22 protein-coding genes, 1 tRNA gene and 1 other RNA gene are annotated in these 24,025 nt (G+C 55.9%); 1 reads left to right on the top strand and 23 read right to left on the bottom strand.

Annotated elements, in window-relative coordinates:
• Positions 1 to 110: 110 nt before the first annotated feature.
• The 17 genes from ACYQ15_RS04700 to ACYQ15_RS04620 form a co-directional block, all read right to left on the bottom strand.
• Entirely contained in the window at positions 111 to 1,601 is a 1,491-nt protein-coding gene (locus tag ACYQ15_RS04700) for an ABC transporter ATP-binding protein (protein WP_459936366.1), read from the bottom strand.
• Positions 1,602 to 1,607: 6 nt separating this feature from the next.
• Positions 1,608 to 2,528: an ABC transporter permease gene (locus tag ACYQ15_RS04695; protein WP_459936365.1), complete on the bottom strand. Its 921-nt coding sequence runs from the start codon at positions 2,526 to 2,528 to the stop codon at positions 1,608 to 1,610.
• A 470-nt stretch (positions 2,529 to 2,998) separates the two neighbouring features.
• Positions 2,999 to 4,072 carry an ABC transporter permease gene (locus tag ACYQ15_RS04690; RefSeq protein WP_459936364.1) on the bottom strand — a complete coding sequence of 358 codons (1,074 nt, stop codon included), beginning with the start codon at positions 4,070 to 4,072 and terminating at the stop codon, positions 2,999 to 3,001.
• A gap of 47 nt (positions 4,073 to 4,119) precedes the next feature.
• The gene (locus ACYQ15_RS04685; protein WP_459936363.1) at positions 4,120 to 5,184 is read right to left on the bottom strand and encodes a BMP family ABC transporter substrate-binding protein; all 1,065 of its coding nucleotides are present in this window, start codon (positions 5,182 to 5,184) and stop codon (positions 4,120 to 4,122) included.
• A 275-nt stretch (positions 5,185 to 5,459) separates the two neighbouring features.
• A complete protein-coding gene (gpt, locus tag ACYQ15_RS04680) occupies positions 5,460 to 5,957 on the bottom strand; it encodes a xanthine phosphoribosyltransferase (RefSeq protein ID WP_459936362.1) in 498 nt (165 codons plus the stop codon).
• Positions 5,958 to 6,078: 121 nt separating this feature from the next.
• Positions 6,079 to 6,366: a hypothetical protein gene (locus ACYQ15_RS04675; protein WP_459936361.1), complete on the bottom strand. Its 288-nt coding sequence runs from the start codon at positions 6,364 to 6,366 to the stop codon at positions 6,079 to 6,081.
• A 201-nt stretch (positions 6,367 to 6,567) separates the two neighbouring features.
• Entirely contained in the window at positions 6,568 to 6,933 is a 366-nt protein-coding gene (locus tag ACYQ15_RS04670) for a PilZ domain-containing protein (protein ID WP_459936360.1), read from the bottom strand.
• Between the two features lie 716 nt (positions 6,934 to 7,649).
• On the bottom strand, positions 7,650 to 7,820 hold the full coding sequence (locus tag ACYQ15_RS04665) for a hypothetical protein (protein WP_459936359.1): 171 nt from the start codon (positions 7,818 to 7,820) through the stop codon (positions 7,650 to 7,652).
• Between the two features lie 38 nt (positions 7,821 to 7,858).
• On the bottom strand, positions 7,859 to 10,387 hold the full coding sequence (locus ACYQ15_RS04660; RefSeq protein ID WP_459939547.1) for a PAS domain S-box protein: 2,529 nt from the start codon (positions 10,385 to 10,387) through the stop codon (positions 7,859 to 7,861).
• A gap of 286 nt (positions 10,388 to 10,673) precedes the next feature.
• Entirely contained in the window at positions 10,674 to 11,030 is a 357-nt protein-coding gene (locus ACYQ15_RS04655) for a hypothetical protein (protein ID WP_459936358.1), read from the bottom strand.
• Positions 11,031 to 11,146: 116 nt separating this feature from the next.
• On the bottom strand, positions 11,147 to 12,604 hold the full coding sequence (cysS, locus tag ACYQ15_RS04650; protein WP_459936357.1) for a cysteine--tRNA ligase: 1,458 nt from the start codon (positions 12,602 to 12,604) through the stop codon (positions 11,147 to 11,149).
• 54 nt (positions 12,605 to 12,658) lie between these two features.
• Entirely contained in the window at positions 12,659 to 13,915 is a 1,257-nt protein-coding gene (gene ispD / locus ACYQ15_RS04645) for a 2-C-methyl-D-erythritol 4-phosphate cytidylyltransferase (protein ID WP_459936356.1), read from the bottom strand.
• Between the two features lie 18 nt (positions 13,916 to 13,933).
• Positions 13,934 to 14,453: RNase P RNA component class A (rnpB, locus tag ACYQ15_RS04640), an RNA gene on the bottom strand.
• A 245-nt stretch (positions 14,454 to 14,698) separates the two neighbouring features.
• Positions 14,699 to 15,430, bottom strand: coding sequence for a zinc ribbon domain-containing protein (locus ACYQ15_RS04635; RefSeq protein WP_459936355.1), 732 nt, complete (start codon positions 15,428 to 15,430; stop codon positions 14,699 to 14,701).
• An 81-nt stretch (positions 15,431 to 15,511) separates the two neighbouring features.
• Positions 15,512 to 16,537: a Nif3-like dinuclear metal center hexameric protein gene (locus ACYQ15_RS04630; protein ID WP_459936354.1), complete on the bottom strand. Its 1,026-nt coding sequence runs from the start codon at positions 16,535 to 16,537 to the stop codon at positions 15,512 to 15,514.
• A gap of 264 nt (positions 16,538 to 16,801) precedes the next feature.
• A tRNA-Ile gene (locus ACYQ15_RS04625) sits at positions 16,802 to 16,877 on the bottom strand.
• A 50-nt stretch (positions 16,878 to 16,927) separates the two neighbouring features.
• Complete coding sequence (locus ACYQ15_RS04620; RefSeq protein WP_459936353.1) at positions 16,928 to 17,824, bottom strand: NAD(P)/FAD-dependent oxidoreductase; 897 nt, start codon at positions 17,822 to 17,824, stop codon at positions 16,928 to 16,930.
• Positions 17,825 to 17,940: 116 nt separating this feature from the next.
• Here ACYQ15_RS04620 and ACYQ15_RS04615 point away from each other — a divergent pair, with 116 nt between their 5' ends.
• Positions 17,941 to 18,723 carry an ABC transporter ATP-binding protein gene (locus ACYQ15_RS04615; RefSeq protein ID WP_459936352.1) on the top strand — a complete coding sequence of 261 codons (783 nt, stop codon included), beginning with the start codon at positions 17,941 to 17,943 and terminating at the stop codon, positions 18,721 to 18,723.
• Between the two features lie 11 nt (positions 18,724 to 18,734).
• On the opposite strand, the gene ACYQ15_RS04610 is transcribed toward ACYQ15_RS04615, so the two are convergent.
• The 6 genes from ACYQ15_RS04610 to ACYQ15_RS04585 form a co-directional block, all read right to left on the bottom strand.
• Positions 18,735 to 19,373: a flagellar brake protein gene (locus ACYQ15_RS04610; RefSeq protein ID WP_459936351.1), complete on the bottom strand. Its 639-nt coding sequence runs from the start codon at positions 19,371 to 19,373 to the stop codon at positions 18,735 to 18,737.
• Positions 19,374 to 19,580: 207 nt separating this feature from the next.
• Positions 19,581 to 20,297, bottom strand: coding sequence for a tetratricopeptide repeat protein (locus ACYQ15_RS04605; RefSeq protein WP_459936350.1), 717 nt, complete (start codon positions 20,295 to 20,297; stop codon positions 19,581 to 19,583).
• Between the two features lie 337 nt (positions 20,298 to 20,634).
• Complete coding sequence (locus ACYQ15_RS04600) at positions 20,635 to 21,408, bottom strand: hypothetical protein (protein ID WP_459936349.1); 774 nt, start codon at positions 21,406 to 21,408, stop codon at positions 20,635 to 20,637.
• A 28-nt stretch (positions 21,409 to 21,436) separates the two neighbouring features.
• Complete coding sequence (locus ACYQ15_RS04595; RefSeq protein ID WP_459936348.1) at positions 21,437 to 22,114, bottom strand: TVP38/TMEM64 family protein; 678 nt, start codon at positions 22,112 to 22,114, stop codon at positions 21,437 to 21,439.
• 39 nt (positions 22,115 to 22,153) lie between these two features.
• Positions 22,154 to 22,951, bottom strand: coding sequence for an ABC transporter permease (locus tag ACYQ15_RS04590; protein ID WP_459936347.1), 798 nt, complete (start codon positions 22,949 to 22,951; stop codon positions 22,154 to 22,156).
• A complete protein-coding gene (locus tag ACYQ15_RS04585; RefSeq protein WP_459936346.1) occupies positions 22,948 to 23,871 on the bottom strand; it encodes an ABC transporter ATP-binding protein in 924 nt (307 codons plus the stop codon). The genes ACYQ15_RS04590 and ACYQ15_RS04585 overlap by 4 nt, the downstream gene beginning before the upstream one ends.
• Between the last annotated feature and the right edge of the window lie 154 nt (positions 23,872 to 24,025).

Here is a 24,025-nt window from a genome sequence, read left to right as displayed (position 1 = left end):
GTCGCGAGATGTAACGTACCGGCACTGCAATATGTTCATGCTGGTTGCGCAATGCCGAAAAAGCAAACGCGCACGCAAACACGGGCTGGCTGGACATTCAAATCCCCAGGCTACTGTGCTCCGGCCATGAGCATGCCGATGCGCTTCATGCGCTCCGTGTCGTCCACGGAAAAGTCGTCCATGATCCGTCCCCGGAAGATGACCGCGATGCGATCGGCCAGGGTCACGGCTTCGCGCAGATCCCCGGTGACCAGCAGAATGCCGGCATGGGCACGGGCCTGCAGGAGTTGGCGCCAGACCTCCTCGGTGGAAGAGACGTCCAGTCCCTGGGTGGGCTGTTCGGCCACGATCAGCCTGGAGTTGCGATAGAATTCCCGGGCCAGGACAAGTTTCTGCAGATTTCCGCCGGACAACCGCCCGGCGGCCATGTCCGGCCTGCCCGGCTGCACGTTGAATTCCTTGACCTTCCGGGCAACCGTTTCCCTGGCTGCCTTGCGCTGCAACCACATCCCCCTGCAAAATCCCTGGCGCGTTGTTAACAAAAAATTGTCTGTCAGGGTCATTTCCCGGCAAACAGCCAGGCCAAGTCGATCCTCGGGGATGTAGCTCAGGGTCTCCTTCCAGGAGGGGTTGGCAAAAAAATCCGCCCACTCGCGGCTCAGGATTGCCACCCGTCCCGCTCCCGGCGGCCGCAACCCGGCCACTGTTTCCACCAGCTCCTTTTGGCCGTTGCCCGCCACGCCCACCAGGGCCATGACCTCGCCCTCGCGCACCACCAGGTTCACGTCGTCCAGACGGGGACCGCTGAGATGCTCGATGCGCAGGACTTCCTCACCGGGAATCGATTCGGTTCTGTCAATGTCCAGGGAAACGCTGCGCCCCATCATCCGACTGGCCAGTTCTTCCTTGGACTGGATCTCGTCGGCTTTCCATTGGCCGACCACTTCCCCGCCCCGCAACACGGCAACATCGTCGGCCACGGCAATCACTTCCTCCATCTTGTGGCTGATGAAAATGATGGCCTTGCCCTGCTCGGCCATCTTCCACAGCGCCTCGAAGAGATGCGCCGTTTCCACGGGCGTGAGCACCGCCGTGGGTTCGTCAAAAATCAGGACCTGGCTCTGGCGGTAGAGCAGTTTCAGGATTTCCACCAATTGCCGCTCGCCCATGGACAGATCCGCGATCCTGGCGCCGGGATCAATGGGCAGGTTGAAGCGCCGGGCCAGTTCCCCCACCTCCCGCTCCATGGCGCGGCGGGAAAGCCAGAACGTTTTTTCCTGCCCCAGAAGGACATTTTCGGCCACGGTCATCGCATTGACCAGCATGAAGCTCTGGTAGACCATGCCGATGCCGGCGGCAATGGAATCCTTGGGCGAAGCAAACCGCGTCTCCCGCCCCCGAACCAGAATCCGTCCGGCATCCGGGTGCAGACGCCCGGCCAAAATGCTCATCAATGTGCTTTTGCCCGCCCCGTTTTCGCCGAGCAGGGCGAGAATTCGGCCGCCATGGATATCGAAACTGATGTCGTTGTTGGCCCGCACCGGTCCGAAGGACTTGGTCACGCCCTCCAGGCGAATCAGGGGAGTTTCCGCGGTGGACATCACAATCTATTCCTCAGGTGGAATGTTCACGCCCAGGGCGGCCGGAGCCGCGCTGCCGCGTCCGGTCATGGTGGAGGCCACCAGCACCAGAATGGTCAGGGCATAGGGCAGCATCAGCAGGAATGAAGACGGTATGTCCGTTCCCGTGGCTTGCAGGCGCAACTGAAAGGCCATTACGCCGCCGAAGAGATAGGCTCCGAAAACGGCCCGTCCCGGTCGCCAGAAAGAGAAGATGACCAGGGCCACGGCAATCCACCCCCGGCCCGCGGTCAACCCGTTGGACCAAAGATGAATGTAGGCCAGGGACAGGTAGGCTCCCCCGAGTCCGACCAGGTACCCCCCCATGATGATCCCCAGCCAGCGCAGGCCGACCACGTTCAATCCGGCCGTGGCCGCGGCGGTCGGGTTCTCGCCCGCGGAGCGCAGGTGCAGCCCCAGCCGGGTATGGCGGAAGAACAGCCAGATCAGGACCGGCAGGCCAAAGGAAAGGTAGACGAGAACGTCATGGTTGAACAGAATCGGTCCCAGAACGGGAATATCCGACAACACGGGCAGCGGCATCCGGGAAAAACCGATCCCCTGGGTGCCCACCAGCGGCGTGCCCAGGAAGTTGGCCAGCCCCGTGCCCATGATGGTCAACGCCAGGCCGGAAACAACCTGGTTGCCCTGGAACCCCAGACAGACCATGCCGTGCACCGCGGCCAGCATGGAGGCGCACAGGCCGCCCATCAGGAAACCCAGCCAGGGGCTTCCGGTGGTCAGACTGAACCAGAAGGCGCCCAGAGCCCCGACCATCATCATTCCTTCGACGCCAAGGTTGAGCACGCCGGATTTCTCCGTGATCATCTCACCCAGGGTCGCGTACAGAATCGGCGTCCCGGACTGAACGGCCGCTGCGAGCAGCGCGATGATGAGTTCAATGGGCATGGATTTGGTCCTCGGTTACAGCCAAAATAGAATTACCCGACACTACCCAATCAACCGCATTTCGTAACAAAATCGCAATCGAAATCGCAATCGAAATCGATCTGTTTCCTGAAGCATGCCGACACATCGTCACTCTACCGAAATTGAACCACGCTATCTACAACGGTTGTAACTATTCAGCACATACTCTGGGTCAATCGCCAGAGCTGGATTCCGGCTTTCGCCGGAATGACGTATCATACCAAGTCCTTTCCAAATTATCTCATACCGGCGAAGGCCGGCGCTATCGCTATCCAGTCCTATTTTTCTCGGATGAACTGAATAGTTACCAACGGTTAGCCAATCAGCCAGATCAAAACACCAATCTCCACGAGAAGTTGTTTTCGATTTCGATTTCGATTGCGATTTCGATTGCGATTTCGATTGCGATTTCGATTGCGTTGAGGATTTCGGTGGGGAGGATGATTTGATCATTGTTGTATCACGCGTCGTTCAAAACGTAGGGTATACGTCGTGAAGAACTGCCCGGCGAGGACCGTCAGCAGGATCAATCCTTCCAGGATGAACCCGAAGGCGGCGGGGACTCGGAGTTCGAGTTGGAGAATCTCGACCCCGACACGCAAGCCGGCGAGCAAAAAGGCAGCCAGGGCCATGGGCCCGATTTTCAGGCGTGCAACCCAGGCCACGACAATCGCGGTGTAGCCGTACCCGACCATCACGCTGGGCTGGAGGCGTTGGGCCACTGCGGACGTTTCCACGAACCCGGCCCATCCGACGATCATGCCGCAGATCCCCATGACCAGAAAAACGAGAAAGCCGTACGGCATGAAGGCATAGCGGGCCGTGCGCAGGCTTTCGCCGCTGGCCTTGATCTCGTATCCCAGCCGGGTCTTGTTCAGGAACGCCCAGGCCAAAACGCTCAGGACCACGCACAGCACCAGACCCCAGTGCAGCCGGCCGGCGCCGATCATGCCGATCTGCGCCGCGGCCGGGTATTCCATGGTCATGGGGAAACCCATTCCGCGCGGATCCTTCCAGGGACCATAGACAAGATAGCTCAGCAGCAGGATGCCGATGTAGTTCAGCATCAAGGTGGAGATGATCTCGTTCACGCCCAGGCGTACCTTGGTATATGCCGGAAGCAGAGCCCATGCCGCGCCTGCCGCACCGGAACAGAGCATCATCAGGGGCAGCAGGACATATCCGGGCAGGGTCGGGAAGGTCAGTACGGCCCAGGCTGCTCCGATGGCGCCCAGGGCGAACTGCCCCTCAGCCCCGATGTTCCAGATCTGCATCCGGAAGGTGAAGGAAACTCCCAGGGCGCACAGGTAAATGGGAATCGCCTTGAGCAGCGAGTCCTCCAGGGACCATGTATGGCCAAAGCCTCCCTCCCAGAGCAAGGCCATGGCCCGCAAGGGAGGAACGCCCTGCACCAGCAGCGCCAGGCAGGCCAGCCCCAATGAAAAGGCCAGGGCTGCAAAAAAAACGAGGACCGAGCCCCAATACAGGGGCTCGGTCCTTTTCTTGACGCGAAACAACCTCATGTCGCTATGGTAACACTTCAGGAAACAATGCTTCTCTGAAGCGCACGTTATTGCGTGGTTCCCACAACTCCGCGTACGAACCAGTCCATGGTCAGCATTTCCTCATCCGTGGCCCGGACGCCTTCAGGAATGCGGACTTCCCCTTTCTGGTCCAGAACAGGACCGACAAAGACATCGGTTTCACCGGAGCGAATTTCTTCCTTCTTGGCCAGGACTCTGTCCTGAACCTCCTGGGGCACCATGGGGCCGAAGGGCGCCAGGTCCACCAGGCCCCGATCCAATCCCCACCAGATGCTCTCGCTTTCCCAGGTCCCTTCCCGCACGGCCTGAACGACATACTTGTACACCTCGGCCCAGTTCCAGACCGGAGCGGTCAGGTGGGCGCGGGGGGCAAAGGAACTCATGTCCGAATTGTAGCCCACGGAATAGACGCCCCGTTCCTGCGCCGCGACCTGGGGGCCGGGGGAGTCTTGATGCATGGCGATGACATCGGCGCCCACGTCCAGCAGACTGTTGGCCGCTTCTTTTTCCAGGGCGGGATCATACCAGGTGGAACTCCAGACCACGCGCACCTGGACATCCGGGTTCACGGCCTGGGCGCCCAGGGTGAAGGCATTGATGCCGCGGATCACTTCGGGAATGGGGAACGCGGCAACATACCCGAGAATGTTCGATTCCGTCATGGCGCCGGCGACCATTCCGGAAAGGTAGCGGGGCTGATACATGCGGCCGAAGTACGTGCCCACGTTCTCCGCCTGCTTGTAGCCGGAGCAGTGCATGAACACAACGTTCGGAAACTGGGCCGCGACCTTGAGCACCGGGTCCATGTAGCCGAAGCTGGTGGCAAAGATCAGGTTGTGCCCGCGCCGGGCCATGTTCAACAGCACCCGCTCCGCATCCGGTCCCTCGGCGACGGCTTCGACGAAGGTGGTTTCCACGCCGTCCAGGGCCTCGATGGCCAGACGGCCCTGATCATGGGCATGGGACCAACCGGCATCGCCGATGGGCGAGACATACACGAATCCGGCCCTGATCTCTTTGGCCGCGCCCACTGCCGGCATGCTGATCAGCATCAGGCATAACAGCATAAGACCTGTCAAACTCCGTTTCATACTGGGATCCTCCAAAATGTTGTCGAAAAAAGGAACTAGTCAGCTTGATTGAGCGGGATAAGGGTAGTTTCAAACTTGTGGCAAGCATGACCTGGATTCCCGCCTTCGGGGGAATGACTTGAGTTTTCATACCGTCTCGGAGTCAGTCATACAGCGAAGGTGGGTATCCAGCCACTACTTTGATGAGCTGAGTTCCGAAAAATTTATTCGCGGAAATAGTCCAGCATCAGGAAACTTGCAAGAAGAAAAGCCAGTGCCGCATGCGATCACTTCAACTACTTACCCCGTTGATCCACCATGGGCTCGACAAAACGGGACTCGGCGTCCCAGGGAAAGAGAATCCAGGTATCCTGACTGACCTCGGTAATGAAGGTATCCACCATGGGGCGGCCGTCCGGCTTGGCGTAGACAGTGGCAAAATGGGCTTTGGGCAGCATGTCGCGGACAATGCGCGCGGTGCGTCCGGTATCCACCAGATCGTCAATGATCAAGGTCCGGGTCGCGTCCTCGTCCGTGATGGGCTGAAAGTTTTTGAGCACGTTACTCTGGCCTTGATCCTGCCAAGCATAACTGGACACGCACACCGTATCGATAACCCGGATTTCCAGTTCTCTGGCAATCACCGCAGCGGGCACGAGACCGCCCCTGGTGATGGTCACGATTTTGCTCCAGGGGCCAATGTCCAGCAGCCGCCATGCCAATGCCTTGGAATCCCGGTGCAGTTGCTCCCAGGAAATATGGTACAGCCTTTCGTATCGATCTTTCATGTTCAAAAAGTTGGTAGATGTTGTCGAAAGAACGCCGAAACATCGCAACTGCTCATCGGCGATCTGGTCTGAATTTCACGAAAAGCACGATGTAGAGATCAAGGCAAACAACGAACTCGAAGTCGGGTCACGAGTCGCGATGATCCCGCGAATCATCCAGCCGCTTGATCTCGTAGTCGTAGTGTTTTCGAGCCTCAAATTCCCTGTGTACTGCTCCTTGTCCCTGCTTGCCCATTTTTCGGAGCATCCATTTCCAGCGGATCCACATCACCACGGCGGCCGTAAACACGAAGGCGATGAACACCAGAAAAAAGATCGCTCCCAGAAATATTCCAAGGATCGCCAGGGGCAGCAAGAGAATCCAACCCCACCAGGGGAAGCGAGGCGAGAGAAAAAAAATCTGTCGTTGATTCATGGCGTAGATTCAATGAGTAACCACTAACCGTTGCCGTCGACACCTGATTGTCTTGAGTTTGGGGTACCTGTCCGGTTGACCGGAGATGCCTGTCCACATCTGAAAACCCATGAAGCGTCAATGCTGACAAGGCCTTGAACCGGTTGTCGGGATCTGCAAAATGACAATCAGGCAGGAGGCAGGAAGATTGGTTGCCTCAGGTTAATATTTATTCCATTCTCCGCCTTCAGGCATTTCCAGGTAATCCTGGAGCCGATCCAGTTCAGCCTGAGGCAGAGCAAGAGGTTTGGCAAACTGCACTCCCCAATGTCCGGAATTGCGTCGCACGATCCTGCCCCGAACGTTCCCAAGTGCAGGCCTCAGAAAGTCCGGAGTGTCCAGAAATTCCAGGCTGTCATTCTCGGTTGGTTGAAATTGTCTTCCCTCGTTCTGGGAAACATCCAACAAGACTCCCGTCCTGCTGATGTTGTAGACAATACCAAAGAATTGTTCGCCACTGGAGGTCTGGAGGATGCAAAAGTCCGGTACGACATCCACCCGGGGTGCACCGCGTTGATCTTCATCCATAGATCAGGATCATGGCCGAATTGGCGTCAGGTCAAGCCGTTTTATGGGGAATGGCATCCAGATAGAACAACCCGGAACGCAAAAGCATTGCCTAACCTTAACGGCACGGAAAGGCAATGGCATTTCCAAGCAAAGCCAAAGTCACTCGAATTCCCACTCCAAATCGCAATTCGCAATCGAAATCGCAACCGAAATCGAGTCATAATTGAACAATTAAAATCATTGGTAACTGTTCAGCATGCTACTGCCCTGCGGACTTTGACATCGCAGCCGGCGTCGGTATCGGTATCGGGATCGCAGGCGGAGCCATTCGCAGGTCTTATTCAACATTTTTCGAAGCCGATTCCGACCCCGATATCGGAGGCAGTTCGCACACCATGTAACTATTCAGCAGTGCCGGAGAAAAGACCTGGATACCGGCTTTCGCCGGAATGACTAACAAGAAACGGTTTGCTCCGATTCGTCATTCCGGCGAAATTCGGAATCCAATTCTGAAGAATGGCTATGCGCCATTTGTGCTGAATAGTTACAAATCCATGGGGATAATCCACAATGACTACCGCTAAAAGCTGGGAAACCACCATTGTGAATCCATGCTGTCTTGATATCGGCCTTCGTCCGCTTGGGAATGGAGGGCTATATTTGCGAACTCCTTTGGCCGTCAACCCGGCGTAGGCTGGGGGCCAGGTGCTTGTTTTGTGGGAGGAATGTCTGAATTATTGAGCTGTTACAACGAGGATGTAATGATCAGTAATATTTTTCGATTCCGGGCTGGAGGTATACATCCCGATGGGGGCATTGGCGATCAGATCCCCGCCGAAATCCGCATGTTCAGCCGGGAGAATCCGTGTCTCGTCCTGTTCCTGGGGATCAGGGTTCTTGAGCATAAGCCTAACCTGTTGCCTTTCCGAATGCTGCAGTGCCGTTATTCCTGTTCAACATCTTTCGAATTCAGCTTCACAATCCCGTCATCCCAGTCCAGTTGCTGCATTTCGCCGTGAAACTGATGCAGCATGCTGCTGACCGAACTCATGAGCATCGCCACCGCCGAACCGGTTGGCGATATCTTCTGGGCCATGTCGACCATTTTCCGGCATTGATACAGCACCATTTCGAGTTGTTGATTGGATTGAACCAGATAATCGTCCCGAAGCTTGCTGATGCTGACGTCGTTCACCAATCCTTCAAACTTGATCACCTTGCCGTCCCTGGAACGGATGAAGGTGGTCATTTCCTCAACCCAGACGATCCTGTCGTTGGGCGTGATGATGCGGTACGGCGCCAGTCTGGCCTGCGCGACATCCTTGCAGGAGGCGAGATGCCCGAGTTCGCTCCAGACCCGGTCCCGGTCATCGGGATGAAGGATTTCGAAGTAATGAACATTGCCGGACAACAATACTTCCCGGGGCCAGCCGAAAAGCTGCGCCACGTTTTCCGAGACGGCTTCTACCGATCGATGCAGATCGTTTCGCCAGACAAACGCCGCCACAGGGCCACGGGCCACAATTTCGGAGATGATGCGATGATCAACTTCCTGCTGTTGGCGCTGAGTGACGTCGTGACCTATGGACAAAATTTCAACCAATTGCCCATGTCCGTCATAAATTCCCTGGTTGTACCAGCCCACCCAGACACGACTTCCATCCCGACGGACATTCTCGTTTTCCACAGTAGAAAAACGCTCCGGATTCTGACAGAGTTCTTCAATCATGGCGACCAGATCCCGTCCAGCAAGATCCTTGCGCGGCGTAATCGTGGCCAACACGCTGCGCCCGACAAGCTCCTCCGCCGTATACCCGAAAAATTGCAATCCGAACTCATTGATGAACACGATCCTGCCCTGGACGTCCATTTGCAAGATGATGCACTGCGCATTCTCAACCAAGGTCCGGTATCGTTTCCGGCTTTCGCGCAGTTCCGTCTCGGCCTGCTTGATTCTGGATATATCCGAGACCATGGCCAGAAATCCGGATATTTTACCGGAACCGTCCTTCAAGGGGGTGACCGAGATCTGCGTCCAGACCCCGCTTCCATCACTGTGAAGCTGGCGCACGTTGTACCGGGTGCGCATACCGCTGTGTTGCCGATTCAGATGATGTTCAACGACATGCAAGTCTTCGGGATGAATGAATTCCGTCAGAAAGCGGCCCTCCATCTCGTTCCGGGTCCGCCCCAGCATTGCCGCGCATTGCGGATTGACAAACGTCAGGCGCCCATCCTCGTTCATGACCCAGATCCCTTCATTGGCCGTTTCCACGATGAGCTGATACTGGTTTTCCTGGTTGCGCAGCTTTTCCTGCAGCAAAACGATCTTCGTCAGATCGTGTACGGTCACGAGAATCCCGGTCACAATCCGGTCACTCCAGAAGGGAGCGTAGCTGACCAGAACCAGATTTCGACCATCATCATGCCCGGGAAACTGCATCCACCGGCAAAAACTGACCTGCTCTCCCCCGAAGGCCCGTTCAAGCAGAGGCCTGGAAAAATTTTCGAACAAATCGCTGCCGAGAATTTCAGAGACATGTTGCCCGACGATCTGTTCCCTGGTCTTCTCGAAAAGCCGCACGTAACCGTCATTGACGATGCGATACCTGTATTCCCGGTCAATAAAGGCAAGAGCGTCGTGGGACAGGGAAAGAACCCATTCAAAGCGTCGCAGATCACTTTCCAGGCTTTCACGAGTCTTTATCTCGACCTGACATTGCTCCAGAGCGATGGCCAACTGCTCGTTGCGCTGGGAGATGGACTCCTCAAGCTCCAGGGTGTTGTCTACCAGCGCCAGTTCCAGATATTTCCATTCGGTCACGTCGATGATGGTCAGGGGGACAATCACATTGCCGTCCACCGGCACCTCGCCGGGCTCCACGTGCAACAGGCCGATCCTCGGACGAACATGCGTGAGATCGTCCAGCAGCATGTCGTCATTGTCATTGAAGGAAATATCCTTGCGCAAAAAATAGAATATCAAGGATGCGGTGTGGGATTTTTTTCTGGCGTTTTCCAGAAATGATTCCACCTCGCTTCGGCTGCTGGGGAGGATATGCCGCAGGAAGCGGTTGGCCGTGGAGGGAGCGTGTTCACTGGCATAGCCCAGCATCCGGTAGACGGAGCCTGACCATACCTGCTGCTGCGGCGCCTTGAGAAGGAAAATGGTCCCGATGAACGAGGGCCGTGGCCCCCAGTGCATGAGCCGAGAGGTTCCGAAAGAGGTTTTGAAAAAATCGGACAACGATGTGTTGTCGGAACTCAGGAGGGGTTTGTCGAAGAAGAAGAGGTTGAATGGCTCCACGCCCAGTGCCGCGCAGATCCGTTCAATGACAGCAAAAGAAGGAGAAACCCTGCCCTGCTCGATCCGGCCGAAATACTGAACGCTGACTTCGGCGGCCTGGGCCAGTTCCCGTTGCGTCAGCTGGTGAACCCGACGCAACTCCCTGATTCGTTCCCCAAAAAGCACTTCCAGCAAGCCGTACCTCCTTTTGTACAAAGAGATAGCTGAAACTGAAAAAAAGGGAACAACCTGAGAGGTGGTATTTTTGAAGGTTTTTTGTAACTGCTCAAAAACTTGTGGCAATCAAAAGGATAAATCCCGGGAGCGCCACACCCCAGTGCGGCAACGGTGTAACGCACAAAGGGTAAAGGTCCGGCTGGAATCCGGCCCTTGTAGCCTGGTGACGAAACTCCACGTCGATGGGGACAGGAAACCGCGTCGCCCGATCTTTTTGAGCAGTTACGGTTTTTTATCAATAGAACGAAATAAGCGAATAAAATTGTAACGACTGAGGTTCAATGCGGGGAAGATGAAAAACTGGTAATTGCTGAGCTGTGTCTGAGAAAAGACCTGGATGCAGGCCCTCGCCGGAATGACTTTTTCCAATGCCGTCTCTTGAGTCAGTCTCACCGGCGAAAGCCGGTTTCCAGATCATTTTCTGACTCTGCTGAGAAGTTACAAAAAAATCGTAACTACTCAACACATCTTGCAACAAGACCTGGATTGTTCCGGCTTGTCTCGATTTTTCGGCATCGCCTGTCTGACTGAGACAGGATTCGTTCATCGAACCATTGCCGGACGCATGAAGCACAGAATGCTGTTTATTCACGCAATGGTTCGATGTTACAAAGCCGGCGAAGGAGTTGCGATGCCGAAAAATCGAAGCAGGCCGGAACGAAGCTGAGAAGTTACAATAATTCGTAACCACTCAGCAGAGCCACGCCACTACACTACATCCCAGACCTGGCCGGCGGGCGTATCCCGCACTTCAACGCCCATCTCCGCCAATTCGTGACGGACAGCGTCGGCACGCTGGAAATCCTTGGTTTGACGGGCATCCTGGCGGGCAGCGAGAAGTTCATTGATGCGCTCCACGTCCAGTTCCCTGCGTTGCACCCGGGTGTCCTTCAGTTCCGCCAGCCATGAACCCGGCTCAGCCAGGAATAGTCCCATGGCCTGTCCCCAGCGTCGCAGATCCTCAAGGATTCGCATACCCAGATCCCGGCTTGCGGCGCTTTTGCGCCAGGCCTTGGTCTCCAGCATCCTGTTGCCCAGCCGGACCACCCCGAAAACATGCCCCAGGGCTCCGGCGGTATTCAGGTCATCCTCCATGGACTTTGCCCAATCGTTTTCCAGTGCAGTCAACTCGGTCTCCAGCTCCGGCGGCAGGATCGTGTCGTTCCACTTGCCGCCGGAAACGTGCTCGGAAAGCAGGGCCATGGTCTGATAGATGCGTTGCAGCGCCTTTTCCGCCTCTTCCATGGAGGAGAAGGAAAAATCCAGGGGACTGCGGTAATGCTTGGTCAGCAGGAAAAAACGCAGGACTTCGGGGTTGAACTTGGCCAGGATATCCCGGATGGTCACGAAATTCCCCAGGGACTTTGACATTTTTTCGGCATTGACCTGGACAAATCCGTTGTGCACCCAGAACCGGACAAATTCGCCGCCCGTCGCGGCCATGGACTGGGCCATCTCGTTTTCATGATGCGGAAAGGTCAGATCCTGGCCTCCGCCGTGAATATCCAGGGGCAGGCCCAGTAGCTGCTCGCTCATCACCGAGCACTCCAGGTGCCAGCCCGGCCGGCCCGAACCCCAGGGGCTGGGCCAGGACGGCTCTCCCGGCTTGGCGGACTTCCACAAGGCGAAATCCAGCGGATCTTCCTTGCTTTCCCCCGGTTCGACCCTGGCGCCGGAACGCAGCTCCTCGATGTTGCGACCGGACAGACGCCCGTACCCCTCGAAGGCCCGGACCCGGAAATAGACGTCGCCCTGATCCGTGGCATAGGCATAGCCCCGCGCAATCAGTGATTCGCAAAGCTGGATCATCCCCGGGATATGTTCCGTGGCCCGGGGTTCGTAGTCGGCCCGCAATATGCCCAGCCGGTCCATGTCCTCATAGAAGGCGACAATGTATTTCTCGGCCACCTCGGCGGAACTCAGCCCCTCAGTGGCGGCCCGATTGATGATCTTGTCGTCGATGTCCGTGAAGTTGCGGACAAACGTGACCTGCCACCCCCGATGTCGCAGATACCGGACCAGAACATCAAAAACCACCGCTGATCTGGCATGGCCGATATGGCAGTAGTCGTAGGCCGTGATTCCGCAGACGTAGAGGCGGACATGGTTCTCACTCAGGGGCTGGAACTCTTCTTTCTTGCCGCGCAGGCTGTTGTATAAAAGCATACCTTCTCACTTTAGCGATTGACGGTCATCGGGTTCAGTAACCTTGGGAACGGATCAGGCGGGCATTTTGACTGGAGCCTTTAATGCCGTGACCACCGCCATGGCCTTGATTCCCTGTTTTGCGCCGGTGAACCCCATCCCTTCCTCGGTGCCGGCTTTCACGCCGACCTGTGCCGGGTCCAGTTGGAGCAGGCGGGCGATGTTGCGCCGAATCTCCTCCCGCCGCGGTGCGATTTTGGGAATCTGGGTAATGATGTTCAGGTCCACATGGGTCAGGGTCAGCCCGCCTTGATGGACCAGTTCAAGAATTTCAGACAGAAGAATTGCACTGTCGATGCCCTCGAACCGGGGGTCCGTGTCCGGAAAAAGGTCGCCGATATCGCCCCGGCCCAGGCATCCCAGCAGGGCATCGGCCAGGGCGTGCAACAGGACGTCGCCATCGGAATGGGCTATGATCTCAGGACCACCGGGAAAGGAGACCCCGCCCAGCTTCATGGGCCGTCCGGGACCGAAACGGTGGACATCATAACCAAAACCGACACAGGGCGCAGAAACGTTCATGGGGGAAGAATCCTTGAGTAAATTGAGATCGTCGGGATTGGTGATCTTGGTGTTGCACGGCTCGCCGGGCGCCACGCGAACAACATGCCCCAGGCGTTCCAGCAGCGAGGCATCGTCCGTCACGACCCACTGCTCCCGGACACAATGCTGATGTGCCTGTTCCAGGATTGACCGGACAAAAGCCTGAGGTGTCTGCACCGCCATGAGCGATCCCCGATCCGGGGTTCCCAGGACTTGCCCGTCCGCAACCTCTTTTATCGTATCCGTCACGGGAATGCCCGGAACAACTCCGGCGGTTCCCGCACCGGCATGCTCCCGCAGTGCTTCCAGCATTGCCTGCACCAGGGCCGGGCTCAGAAACGGCCGGGCTGCATCATGAACCAGAACAGCATCGCATACGCGCGGGATCGCGGCCAAACCAAGGCGCACGGAATCCTGGCGCAACGCCCCGCCCTGGACGACAAGCACCGGCACGCCGGGATTTTCCTCGGCCATGAGTCGCTGCACCCACTGTTTGCCGGCCGCAAGCTCCGCCTCCGGAAAGACCACGACCACTCCGCGCATGGCGGGGATGCGCGCAAAAACACGCACGCTGTGCCAGAACAGCGGGACATCCCGCCAGATCAGGAATTGTTTTTTGGTGGAAAGTCCGGCCTGACCGAGGCGCGAGCTTTGACCGGCCGCCGCGACAATGGCCCAGGGGGACTGGAACGGGAGCGTATTTGGTGGGGTGTCGGAAGTGGATGACATGAGTATGTTGAATAAAAATGCGGGAGTCGGGCGATAAGCCGGGTTCTGTCTCCCGGCACTCACTTTGCCCAGGAAGATAACTCAAGATTTCCGTATCTTCCAGGGCAAAGTGAGTGCCGGGCGGCTGTCATTCCTCTAGGACAGGGATTACTCCCTGCCTCAAGCAACCTACCCGAGGACTTCGGCCGGGCCGGCCTCAGGCGTCCTCCTATTTGGTCTTGCTCCGAACGGGGTTTGCCGAGCTTGCCGCGTCACCGCGACAACTGGTGGGCTCTTACCCCACCGTTTCACCCTTACCCGGCACTCACTTTGCCCAGGAAACTTCTCTCAAGAAGATGAATTCCCAGGGCAAAGTGAGTGCCGGGCGGTCTGTTTTCTGTGGCACTTTCCCGGGGTCGCCCCCGCTGGACGTTATCCAGCGTCCTGCCCTGTGGAGCCCGGACTTTCCTCCCGGCACTCACTTTGCCCAGAAAAACCTTTCTAAAGAAGATAAATTCCCAGGGCAAAGTGAGTGCCGGGCGACAGCCTGCCCAACTCCCGCATTCAAGTTATATATGACAGTGTCCGATGAAGGTCAAAGTCGCACTGAATCTTGAAAGTAACTTCTCAGCTCGAGAAAAACGAACTGGATACCGGCCTTCGCCGGTATGACTGATGTGCAACCGACTTGTTGCGACAAGTCATTCCGGCGAAAGCCGGAATCCAGTGCAGGTGCGTGACCGAACACCGCATGCGCTGCAGAGTTACTTCACGGCAATAATACAGGCAATTATTCAAAGCCGATTATACGGCTTCCGCTTCCTCGGCCGCAAAGTGTTCGGACCAGTAAATGATCCGTTGGCAGTTCGGGCAACTCAGAATCTGTTCGCCCTTCTGGAGAACGTTGTAAGTCTGCGGCGGGATACTGATGTTGCATCCCTTGCAGATTCCCTCGCCCACGGACACCACGACAGGCTGGGACAATCGTGAGCGGATGAATTGATACCGGCTCAGGATCGGCTTGGGAATCACTTCCTCGGCATCGCCGCGCAGATTATGCAGAACCTCCAGACGGGCCTTGGATACTTGCAGCTTCTGGTTGATCTGTTTCTTTTTCTGGGAAATCTCCTGTTGCAGGGACTTCTGTTCGCCTTGGGCCACGTCCAGTTGCTCCTCCTGACGGGTCAACTCTTCCAGCAGGGAAACCTTCTCCTCCTCGCGGCTGCGATTCGTCTTTTCCAGATTGTCGATTTCCCGCATCATGGCTTGGTGTTCTTTGGAATTACTGACCATCATCAACTTGTTCTTGCTTTTTTTGATCTTCATGCCGGTGTCTTCGATCTCCCGGTCCAGATCATCACGCTGCTTGACGATAATGGCGATTTTTGCGTTCACCTGGGCCACAGCGTCCTTGAGTTCAAGGTGCCGTGTTTCCATCCGCTCCAACTCGGCGGGAGCATTTTTCAAAAATCCGTTCAACTGCATGATTTCGTCGTCAATCATCTGCAGAGCGACCAACTGCTCGATCTGTTTCATATACAAGCTCAATGTCTTCCCCTCCTTGCAGGCAAAAACCATGTTCTACTGATACGTTCTTCGATTACCGCGGCAGCAACGTTACGCCGTGCGTTCCCCGGAAAAACGATGCGTGAGTGCGTCGTGTCCGGGAATAAAAGTTACCTCAATTGCAAATTCATTCAGTTTGAGCCGCAAATCCTCGGCAAATAACCGCATCATCTGTTCCTCAAGACGAAAATGACCCACATCCGCGACCAGAAGACCAAGCTCTTCAGCCATCTGGGCGTCATGATACTTGAAGTCCCCCGTGATGTAGACCTGGGCGCCGGATTTCGCGGCCCGAGCAAGCAACGACGCTCCGGACCCCGGGCAGCAAGCAACCCTGCGCACCTGGTCCGGAACAACGCCGGCCACGGTCCGCAAAGGCTCCTCGAGAATCCCTTCCAGAGTCCGGACAAAGTGAGACCAGGGCAACGCCGACGGCAGTTCGCCGACAAAACCGAACCCGACAGCCTTTGCGGGCAGGTCCAGGTCCTGGGAAATCATGCGCAGCGTGCCGCCGGCGTCCCCGGCGACAGCCTCCCGGACCAGCGCACACTGATCCGGCCCGCAAACGACCTCCAAGGCCTGGTCAGACTGCTGGTGGATTTCAACTGCGGGCTGAGTTGCAAGTGCCCGTCCGATTTCGGCAACGGCATCCGCGGATCCAAGAATCCGGAACCATCGCCCGACCTGTTTTCCTGTTTGCTCCAGAACGCGAACATGCTGAAGGCCCAGGGCTTTGGCCAGCCACTGCACGGGACCGTCGGGCTGCGTGTCCAGGCTGGTATGGGCCGCGTAGAGCCAGACATCATGGCGGAAAAGAGCTCCGAGAACATGATGATACCGGCTGACCGAACGGGACGGGAAATCCGGCTTCATGGCCAGTGGATGGTGCACCAGGATGAAATCGGCGCCCCACTCCAGGGCCTGACCAATCAGCTCCGGCGTCGGATCCAATCCTACGGCCAGCTTTTGAACCTGCGACCGCCCACCCGCAACCTGGACACCGCCCTTGTCCCAGGAGGCCGCGCACTCCGGCGGCGCCTCCATTTCAATTTTTGCTATCAAGTCTTGGACATGCATATCATAACCTGAAAATCATATTCGATGTTCGCGACGCGGGCATCAAGGCATCTGTCCATGCTCCGCAACTTGAAAAAAACGCAACCTCTCGCCTGCCGCCTGATTTGTCGTGCAGTGGAGATAAGTTCAGAAAAGCTACAAAAGAACAAAAAAAAGGTGTTTCCCGGATAAACTTTTCCAAGAAACACCTCTCGTAAGAACGGCGAACACGTTTTCAGCAATGCGGTTTAAGTAGATATGCGCCTGAGGCACCAGTATCCTCTTTGGTGGGCCTACCAGGACTTGAACCTGGGACCTGCCGGTTATGAGCCGGTGGCTCTACCAACTGAGCTATAGGCCCTTTTTGAAATTGCAAAAGAGGAGATATTTACCTTTCACCGACAGCCTCTGTCAAGTTGAATGTTTCTTCTTTACGTACTCGATGGCCGAGCGGGCTGCCAGCGCGCCTTCCCCAACGGCCACGCTGATCTGCAGAAACCTGCCGACGCAGTCGCCGGCGGCATAGATTCCGGGAATATTCGTTTGCTGCTGCTCGTTCACGTCGATGAACTGTTTGCGTTTCACCAGCCCCAGACTGGCGGCGAAATCCGAGGTGCTGGCCTGTCCCATGGCGATAAACAGTCCTTCCACCTCCTCCTGTTCGCCTCCGGCATAATGAACCGTGGCCAGGCCGTCGCTGCCGCCAAGGGAAAGGATCTTGTCCTGAACGATCGTGATCCCGGAGCGCAGCAGTTTGTCTTGAAATTCCTGAGCCATGTCCAGGGTCTTGCCCTGGGTGCAGATCCGCACATGGGGAGTGTAGTGCAGCAGTTCCAGGGCCTGGTTCGCGGCGAAATTCCCTTCGCCCAGAACCATCACCTTTTTCTGCCGGACGAAAAATCCGTCACAGCTCACGCAATACGAGACCCCCTTGCCTTCATAATCCTGAAGGTTGTCGATTCCCGGGCGGACCCGGGACACGCCGGTGGCCAGAATCACCGCGAAGGTTTCGTACTCGTCCTGCTCCGTCCGGACCCGAAAACGCCCTTCTGCCACCGCATGAATGGAGAGCACACGTTCGTTGCGCACTTCGGCCCCGAAACGCTCAGCCTGTTTGATCCCGCGCTTGATCAGCTCCATGCCGGAAATGGTTTCCGCGAAGCCGAAGTAGTTATCGATATCATAATCCCCGGCAATTTTCGGAGCGCATCCCAGGACAAGCGTTTCAATTCCGGCTCTGGCTGTATAAATGGCGGCGGACAAGCCTGCCGGTCCCTGACCGACGATGACCAGACGTACGTTTCTCATGACAACTCCTGGTTGAAAAAAATGTTGGTAGCTGAAAGCGTCGTTATAATGTCCCCGGACATGTAACCATGACCACAATTGTCAAAAGCGGGTCATGAAGCTAGGGTGCCGGCGATATGCAGAACATATTACACATCCACAATGCGACGGTATACCGGGAACGAAATCGTGTTTTCCTGAACCTTTGCCTGAACATCGACAGTGGGCAGCACACCGCCCTCCTCGGCCCCAACGGCGCCGGCAAGACCACGCTGCTCAAATTGCTGGCCAGGGAAATTTATCCCATGCCGGGACCGGACACGGTCCTGCGCCTTTTCGGCCAGGAGCAGTGGAACGTCTGGGAACTGCGTTCCCGCCTCGGCATGGTGTCCCAGGACCTGCAGCAGGAGTATCTGGGCAATGTTTCCGGACGTGAAGTGGTTCTTTCCGGCTTCAGATCCTCCATCGGCACCTATGCCCATCACCATTTCAGCCGGGAGGAATTACAGCGGACCGATCAGCTTCTGCGAACCCTTTCCGTTGCCGAACTGGCGGAGAATCCCTTCCGGTCCATGTCCACCGGTCAACAACGCCGACTGCTGCTGGCGAGGGCCCTGGTGCACGATCCCCAAACCCTTCTTCTGGACGAACCCACGTCCGGACTGGATATCAAGGCCTGTTTCTTCTATCTGGATACGCTTCGCGAACTGATGCGTCAGGAGAAAACCGTGATCCTGGTCACCCATCACATCCACGAAATTCCCCCGGAAATGAAGCGCATCGTCCTGCTCAAGAACGGCCGCGTGGTTGCCGACGGCCCCAAGGATGCCGTCCTCACCGAGCAGGCCATGGCCGACTTGTTCGAGACTCCCCTGCGTCTGCTGGAGTCCGGTGGATTTTATCAAGTGGTGCCGGCCTGACCACTGCCTCTTTATTCCTCCAGAAAAACTGTCATCTGCTGAATATAGTCATGAATTACAGACAATAATGATTCCGGAATCTGTTTGAACTTCAGGCCCAGCTCAACTTTCGAGCCGCTTTTATTGATACGTTTGATTACGCATTCCACGCGTTCATTTTCATTTTTAAACAGAAAAGAACACTGCACTTCAACGACATCATCGATTTCAAATGGAATTTTCTGACTTTCTTTGCCCTGAATGCCGATCCCGCAGCCGGACTTGCTGATGTCCAGCAAGGCGCCTTGAATTGTAACGCCCTTGATGGCCATCTTGACCGGGAACAGGCAACTTACACGGCTGTCCTTGCGTAAGTTGTAGGATTCGATCCTGTCGGGGAACTCCAGGAACAAGAGAGGAAATGGAGAAAATGAAACGTGCTGGATCACGGTGGCGAATCCAAGAACGGAGCCGGACTTGATGAAGCGGACCGTCATGGAGTTGCCCTTGTACAGATGTTCATACAGCATGGACCGATTTACCTCGGGTACCACCGGTATCATCGTAATCACGCAGCGCTTGTTGATATACCCTACAAACCGAGTATGAAGCTTGTCCTTCATGCCGGGCAATTCAACCATGACTTTCATGCCGACTTCAATTGCGCTCAAACCTATCTCCATCAAAGCGGTTTCCAGAAAGCATTGAGACGCGACAATCGCAGCTCATGTTTCGAGTATCTACTCACCTACGATCCGGACTGTCTCGATTGTTTCGCCTCATAAGGCAGGAAAAACTATAAAATCCGGACAATTTTTCTCCATGGGGACGTGCTGGAGAGCTACGATTCAAGAGGTCAGCTGGTTTTCCGGCACCGATCAGGTGTTGAGCTTTCGGCAGTATTCCAAAAAATCTCTCGCCTCCTCAAAATCCTGATTAAGCACCAAGGCACGCTGGAGGTGATCAACACATTTGGCATAGTCTTTCAGATCGTAAAAGACTCGAGCCATATTGAAGTGCAAGTGTTCATCTTGGCCGTTGAGCGACAAGGCCTTGTCGTAATATGCCAGGGATTCGTCTAAAAATCCCCCTTTCCGCAAATTGGTGCCGAACTCATTGAATCGATGCCGTTCCGTTTCCACGAAAACATTATCAAGATTCAGAATACGGGCCAGAGCCTTCTTCAGCCGTTGATGATCTTTTTTCTGGCAGTAGACATCTCCAAGCCTGAGACTTGCCTGAGGATTCTGATCATCGATATGCAATGCCTTGACAAACTCTGACTCTGCCGCGTCCAACTGATTCAATTGGAAAAGCTTCTCGCCTTGATCCAGTTTACGCTGCAACGATTGAAGCACAGGCAAGGTCTTGCGCTCGTAGTAGTCGAGTTCCGGAGCATACTCGAGCATGAATATTCGCTTGGAAATCCTTGAAATCATGCCGGAAGGAACATGATGTTGATTCAGTGGCTGAATCTCGTAGGTATCGTCGTCCACCCTGCGGACAAACCAGTATGTCCTGGTTGTTGAGGACATTCGCGTCCCGCCGAACCCGCCGGACATTTCCGCTTTTTTTGAATAAACGCCAAGAATCATAATTTCTCAAATATAAGGTTGAGCTGACAGGATAATCAGCAGCTGGAGATGTACGATGAGAAAAAGTGAACCCCTAACCATTAAGCTCTCATGAATTCAACACTTTTTGAAAAACCTATGCAGCCGGTTTTGGTCGCGCGGCAGGTAGCTGGTCCAATCGCGGAGTTACCGTAACTACTCAGCTCATCCGAGAACAATCGGACTGGATACCGGCCTTCGCCGGTATGACTTAACTTGGAAAGGATGTGGTATGATACGTCATTCCGGCGAAAGCCGGAATCCGGCTCTGCGAGTGACCACAGAGTATGTGCTGAATAGTTACAATCTCTCAAGGTTTTCAAATGGTAAAAGAATTGTAAATCTTAAACATGTCCCCATAGCTGACCCCATTGCGCATGCCGAAAAACATCTCCAAAGACATTTCCATCTTGTTTTCCATGTCCGCCAGGATTTCCTTGCGCAGCAGGATCAAACGATATTTCACGAAGTCATGTTCAAATCCGTCCTGGATCAAGGCCATGCCTTCGGAAAAGTAGTAGGAACGGATGTACTCGGAAAACAGTTGCATTTTCTTGTGATCGTTGCGCCGTGCGTACATGGAATAGACCATCATGTTGATGATCAACGCCTCGATCTTCATGGCCTGATCGATAAGCAGGAACTTTTCCCTGGTTTTCGGTTTGTCCAGATTCTGCAAGGCCTGCTGGGCGATCTCAAAAACCTCTTTCTCGAAAATGGGCGAAATGGAAAACTTGGATATGATGCGGATCAGAACTTTTTGCGGATTCTCGTTCCCGGCGATGCCGAGCAGGCAGATTGCCAGCAGATCCAGCTTGCGGTGCAAATCCCGCAACAGGTTGCGTTGTTTCACCGTGGCCAGCCGTCTGCAGTCCTCCGTTGAAAAACCGGACTGCAGCAGACTCAGCAGATGCCTGATAAAGGGTTCGGCCGCATGCCTGGCCTCTTCCTCCAGGAAACGGCCGTTCTTGTGCCGGTCCAACGCCTTCTTCAGGGAAAGCCAGTAGGCTGCCACGGCCTCCAGGGGAGTGTGCACAAGATCGACGATACGGGAAGATTGCTGGGTCTCATCTGCCTTTGCCACAGTATTCACATCACGCTCCTTGATCCCCGTCGTTGCCTTAACGCGCATCCGCCTGAGGCCTGCTCAACCTGTTGTGCAGAATAAAACCGGCGATGAACAAACCGGCCAGAACGATCAGCGGCCACAGAACCTCCAGGGAAATCATCTCCCGGCCTTCCTCGATGTCCATGACATTATGCAGGATCGACGCGTACAGCAGCCCCTTGAGCATGTAGCCGATCGTCGCGCTGATGACGAAACGCTTCAGCGGCACATCCAGTAGTCCCGAACCGTAATTGATGATGGAATGTGGAAAACCGGGCAAGGTGCGCATGGCGCACAGCATCATGAAATTCGTATTGCGTCGCAAGATCTGGTACATACGTCCGCGCTGCGCCCGTGCCACCCAATTGCTTGCCAGACGCCCTGAGAGAAAATAGGCCAGGGTGCTTCCCAGAACGCCGCCGGCGGTAATCATCGCGGTAGCCGGAAGGGGATCGTAGAGCAGGCCGATTACCAGAAACATGATGGATCCGGGCAGGGCCAACGCAAAAGGGAATGCCTGGGCGCAGATCAATATCGGGACAAGCCACCAGGTATGCGTCCACTGCTCCGCCTTTTTATGGATCATTTCCCCATATTCCACGCCGAACCACAGTGCCAGCCCCATGATGCCCAGGATGAGCGCCCAGCCCGTAACGGACAATAGCGATGATGTACGCGCCGACTCGATCATTGCAACTCTTGTTTCTCCTGGCGGAATCATATCCTTGATTTACCTGATCAGCCGTTTGCGCATGCTGCGTATGGCAAGAATAAAAAACACGCCGCTGAACGCCAACAAATACCCCAGGCTGGTGAAAAGGCCGGACTCCATTCGGCCCGTGGCGGCAAGCCGGGCAATCTCCACCAAATGATACAGCGGCGAAAGCTGTGCCACGAGCTGCGCCCATTCCGGCAGCCCGGCCACGGGAAAAAAGGTTCCGCTGAACAGGAAAAGCGGCGTGATGAAAAGAAACATCGGCAGGTTGAACATGTCGATGCTCGGGGTGATGCCCGTGAAGTACATGCCCACTGACCCGAAGGCCATACCCCCCAGGAAGGCCAAGGGCAAGATCCACAACCCCTCCGGCAACCGGACCAGCCCGAACAAGGCGATCACCACAAGCATCAATGCCGCGGCCATGACGGACTTGGTGGCTCCCCAGAGAATTTCCGCGGTGATGATCTCTTCCAGGGACAACGGCGTGGCCAGCATGGCGTCAAAGGTCTTCTGGTAGTACATGCGGACAAAGGAGGCAAAGGTGGTTTCGTAAAACGCGTTGAACATGATGGCCGTGGCCAGGAGAGCCGGGGCGATGAAGGCCACGTAGGTCAGTTCGTGCCCCGCATAGACCACGTCGCCGATCAGTCCGCTGAATCCCACGCCGAAGGCCACCAGGTAGAAGATCGGCTCCAGCAGGGGCACGAGAAAATTGACCTTCCAGATCCGCCGGTACACCACCAGGTTGCGTTCCCAGACCCGCAACAGCCGCCGGGAATACAGCGTTAAAAAGCGCACGGAGTGGATCATTCGCGCAACCCTCTTCCAGTCAATCGCAGAAAGACGTCCTCCAGGGTCGCCAGTCTGAAGGTACAGGTCTGGGTGCAAAACGTGCCGCGCAATGTCTGTTCCAGCTCCTGCCCGCGATCATTGTAGATGATGATCCGAGATTCCAGGTCCTCATGGGCAAGTCCATGGGCTCGCACGAACTCCCGCAACTCCCGTGACGGCGACTCCACTTCGATTACGGAATCACCGGCATATTCCCGGATCAGCTTGACCGGTGGCCCTTCCACAAGCAGCCTGCCGTGGTCGACGATGATCAGCCGGTCGCATAGCCGGGCAGCCTCTTCCATGTAGTGGGTGGTCAAGAGCATGGTCAGTCCGCGGCCGCGCAACTCCTTCAGCTTGGTCCAGACCTGATGCCTCGACTGCGGATCGAGGCCCGTGGTCGGCTCATCCAGGATGACCAGTTCCGGATTGTTGATCAATGCCCTGGCCAGCATCAACCGCCGAGCCATGCCCCCAGACAGTTCCAGAACCCGGGCCGACTTCTTGTGTTCCAGGGCGAAGAACTCCAGCAACTCCGCTGTCTTCCGGGCCGCCACCACCCTGGGCATGTTGAAGTATCCGGCAAAGACCAGCAGATTTTGTTCCACGGTCAGATCCGGATCCAGAGTATTTTCCTGCTGACAAACGCCCAGCCTGGACCGGATATCCCGCCACCCGACCCCGATATCCTGACCGAAAACGCGCATTGTCCCGGAGGTCAGGGGCGAGAACCCGTAGATCATCCGAATGGCCGTGGTCTTGCCGGCGCCATTGGGGCCCAGGACACCAAAGAACTCTCCTTTGGCCACGGAAAAACTCAAATCATCCACCGCGGTGAACGAACCGAACTGTTTGTACAAATTGAAGGCTTCAATAACCGTGGGAGTGGTCGAGGACATAAGTCAGTAATGGAAATGCATTGTTAACCTGCGCGACAGTTCAGGTCGAGGCGACATACTCGGCCTATGGCCTCGGCCTTGCCAGAGCGCGCCAGTTCTTTGATCGAAGAGATACCTTCCACGCTGCGGACCGGCGTGAACCTTCTTTTGTTTT

The organism is Desulfonatronum parangueonense (assembly GCF_054656975.1).
This window is presented reverse-complemented; position numbering and strand designations above follow the sequence as displayed.

Excerpts from the sequence above, each read along its gene's own strand:
- ACYQ15_RS04635 (WP_459936355.1), bottom strand. The coding sequence starts at position 15,430 with ATGAAACAGATCGAGCAGTTGGTCGCTCTGCAGATGATTGACGACGAA.
- cysS (WP_459936357.1), bottom strand. The coding sequence starts at position 12,604 with ATGCTTTTATACAACAGCCTGCGCGGCAAGAAAGAAGAGTTCCAGCCC.
- ACYQ15_RS04670 (WP_459936360.1), bottom strand. The coding sequence starts at position 6,933 with ATGGATGAAGATCAACGCGGTGCACCCCGGGTGGATGTCGTACCGGAC.
- ACYQ15_RS04690 (WP_459936364.1), bottom strand. The coding sequence starts at position 4,072 with ATGAGGTTGTTTCGCGTCAAGAAAAGGACCGAGCCCCTGTATTGGGGC.
- ACYQ15_RS04605 (WP_459936350.1), bottom strand. The coding sequence starts at position 20,297 with ATGATTCTTGGCGTTTATTCAAAAAAAGCGGAAATGTCCGGCGGGTTC.
- ACYQ15_RS04685 (WP_459936363.1), bottom strand. The coding sequence starts at position 5,184 with ATGAAACGGAGTTTGACAGGTCTTATGCTGTTATGCCTGATGCTGATC.
- ACYQ15_RS04665 (WP_459936359.1), bottom strand. The coding sequence starts at position 7,820 with ATGCTCAAGAACCCTGATCCCCAGGAACAGGACGAGACACGGATTCTC.
- ACYQ15_RS04595 (WP_459936348.1), bottom strand. The coding sequence starts at position 22,114 with ATGATCGAGTCGGCGCGTACATCATCGCTATTGTCCGTTACGGGCTGG.
- ACYQ15_RS04695 (WP_459936365.1), bottom strand. The coding sequence starts at position 2,528 with ATGCCCATTGAACTCATCATCGCGCTGCTCGCAGCGGCCGTTCAGTCC.
- ACYQ15_RS04615 (WP_459936352.1), top strand. The coding sequence starts at position 17,941 with ATGCAGAACATATTACACATCCACAATGCGACGGTATACCGGGAACGA.
- ACYQ15_RS04630 (WP_459936354.1), bottom strand. The coding sequence starts at position 16,537 with ATGCATGTCCAAGACTTGATAGCAAAAATTGAAATGGAGGCGCCGCCG.
- ACYQ15_RS04700 (WP_459936366.1), bottom strand. The coding sequence starts at position 1,601 with ATGTCCACCGCGGAAACTCCCCTGATTCGCCTGGAGGGCGTGACCAAG.
- ispD (WP_459936356.1), bottom strand. The coding sequence starts at position 13,915 with ATGTCATCCACTTCCGACACCCCACCAAATACGCTCCCGTTCCAGTCC.
- ACYQ15_RS04590 (WP_459936347.1), bottom strand. The coding sequence starts at position 22,951 with ATGATCCACTCCGTGCGCTTTTTAACGCTGTATTCCCGGCGGCTGTTG.
- ACYQ15_RS04620 (WP_459936353.1), bottom strand. The coding sequence starts at position 17,824 with ATGAGAAACGTACGTCTGGTCATCGTCGGTCAGGGACCGGCAGGCTTG.
- ACYQ15_RS04675 (WP_459936361.1), bottom strand. The coding sequence starts at position 6,366 with ATGAATCAACGACAGATTTTTTTTCTCTCGCCTCGCTTCCCCTGGTGG.
- ACYQ15_RS04585 (WP_459936346.1), bottom strand. The coding sequence starts at position 23,871 with ATGTCCTCGACCACTCCCACGGTTATTGAAGCCTTCAATTTGTACAAA.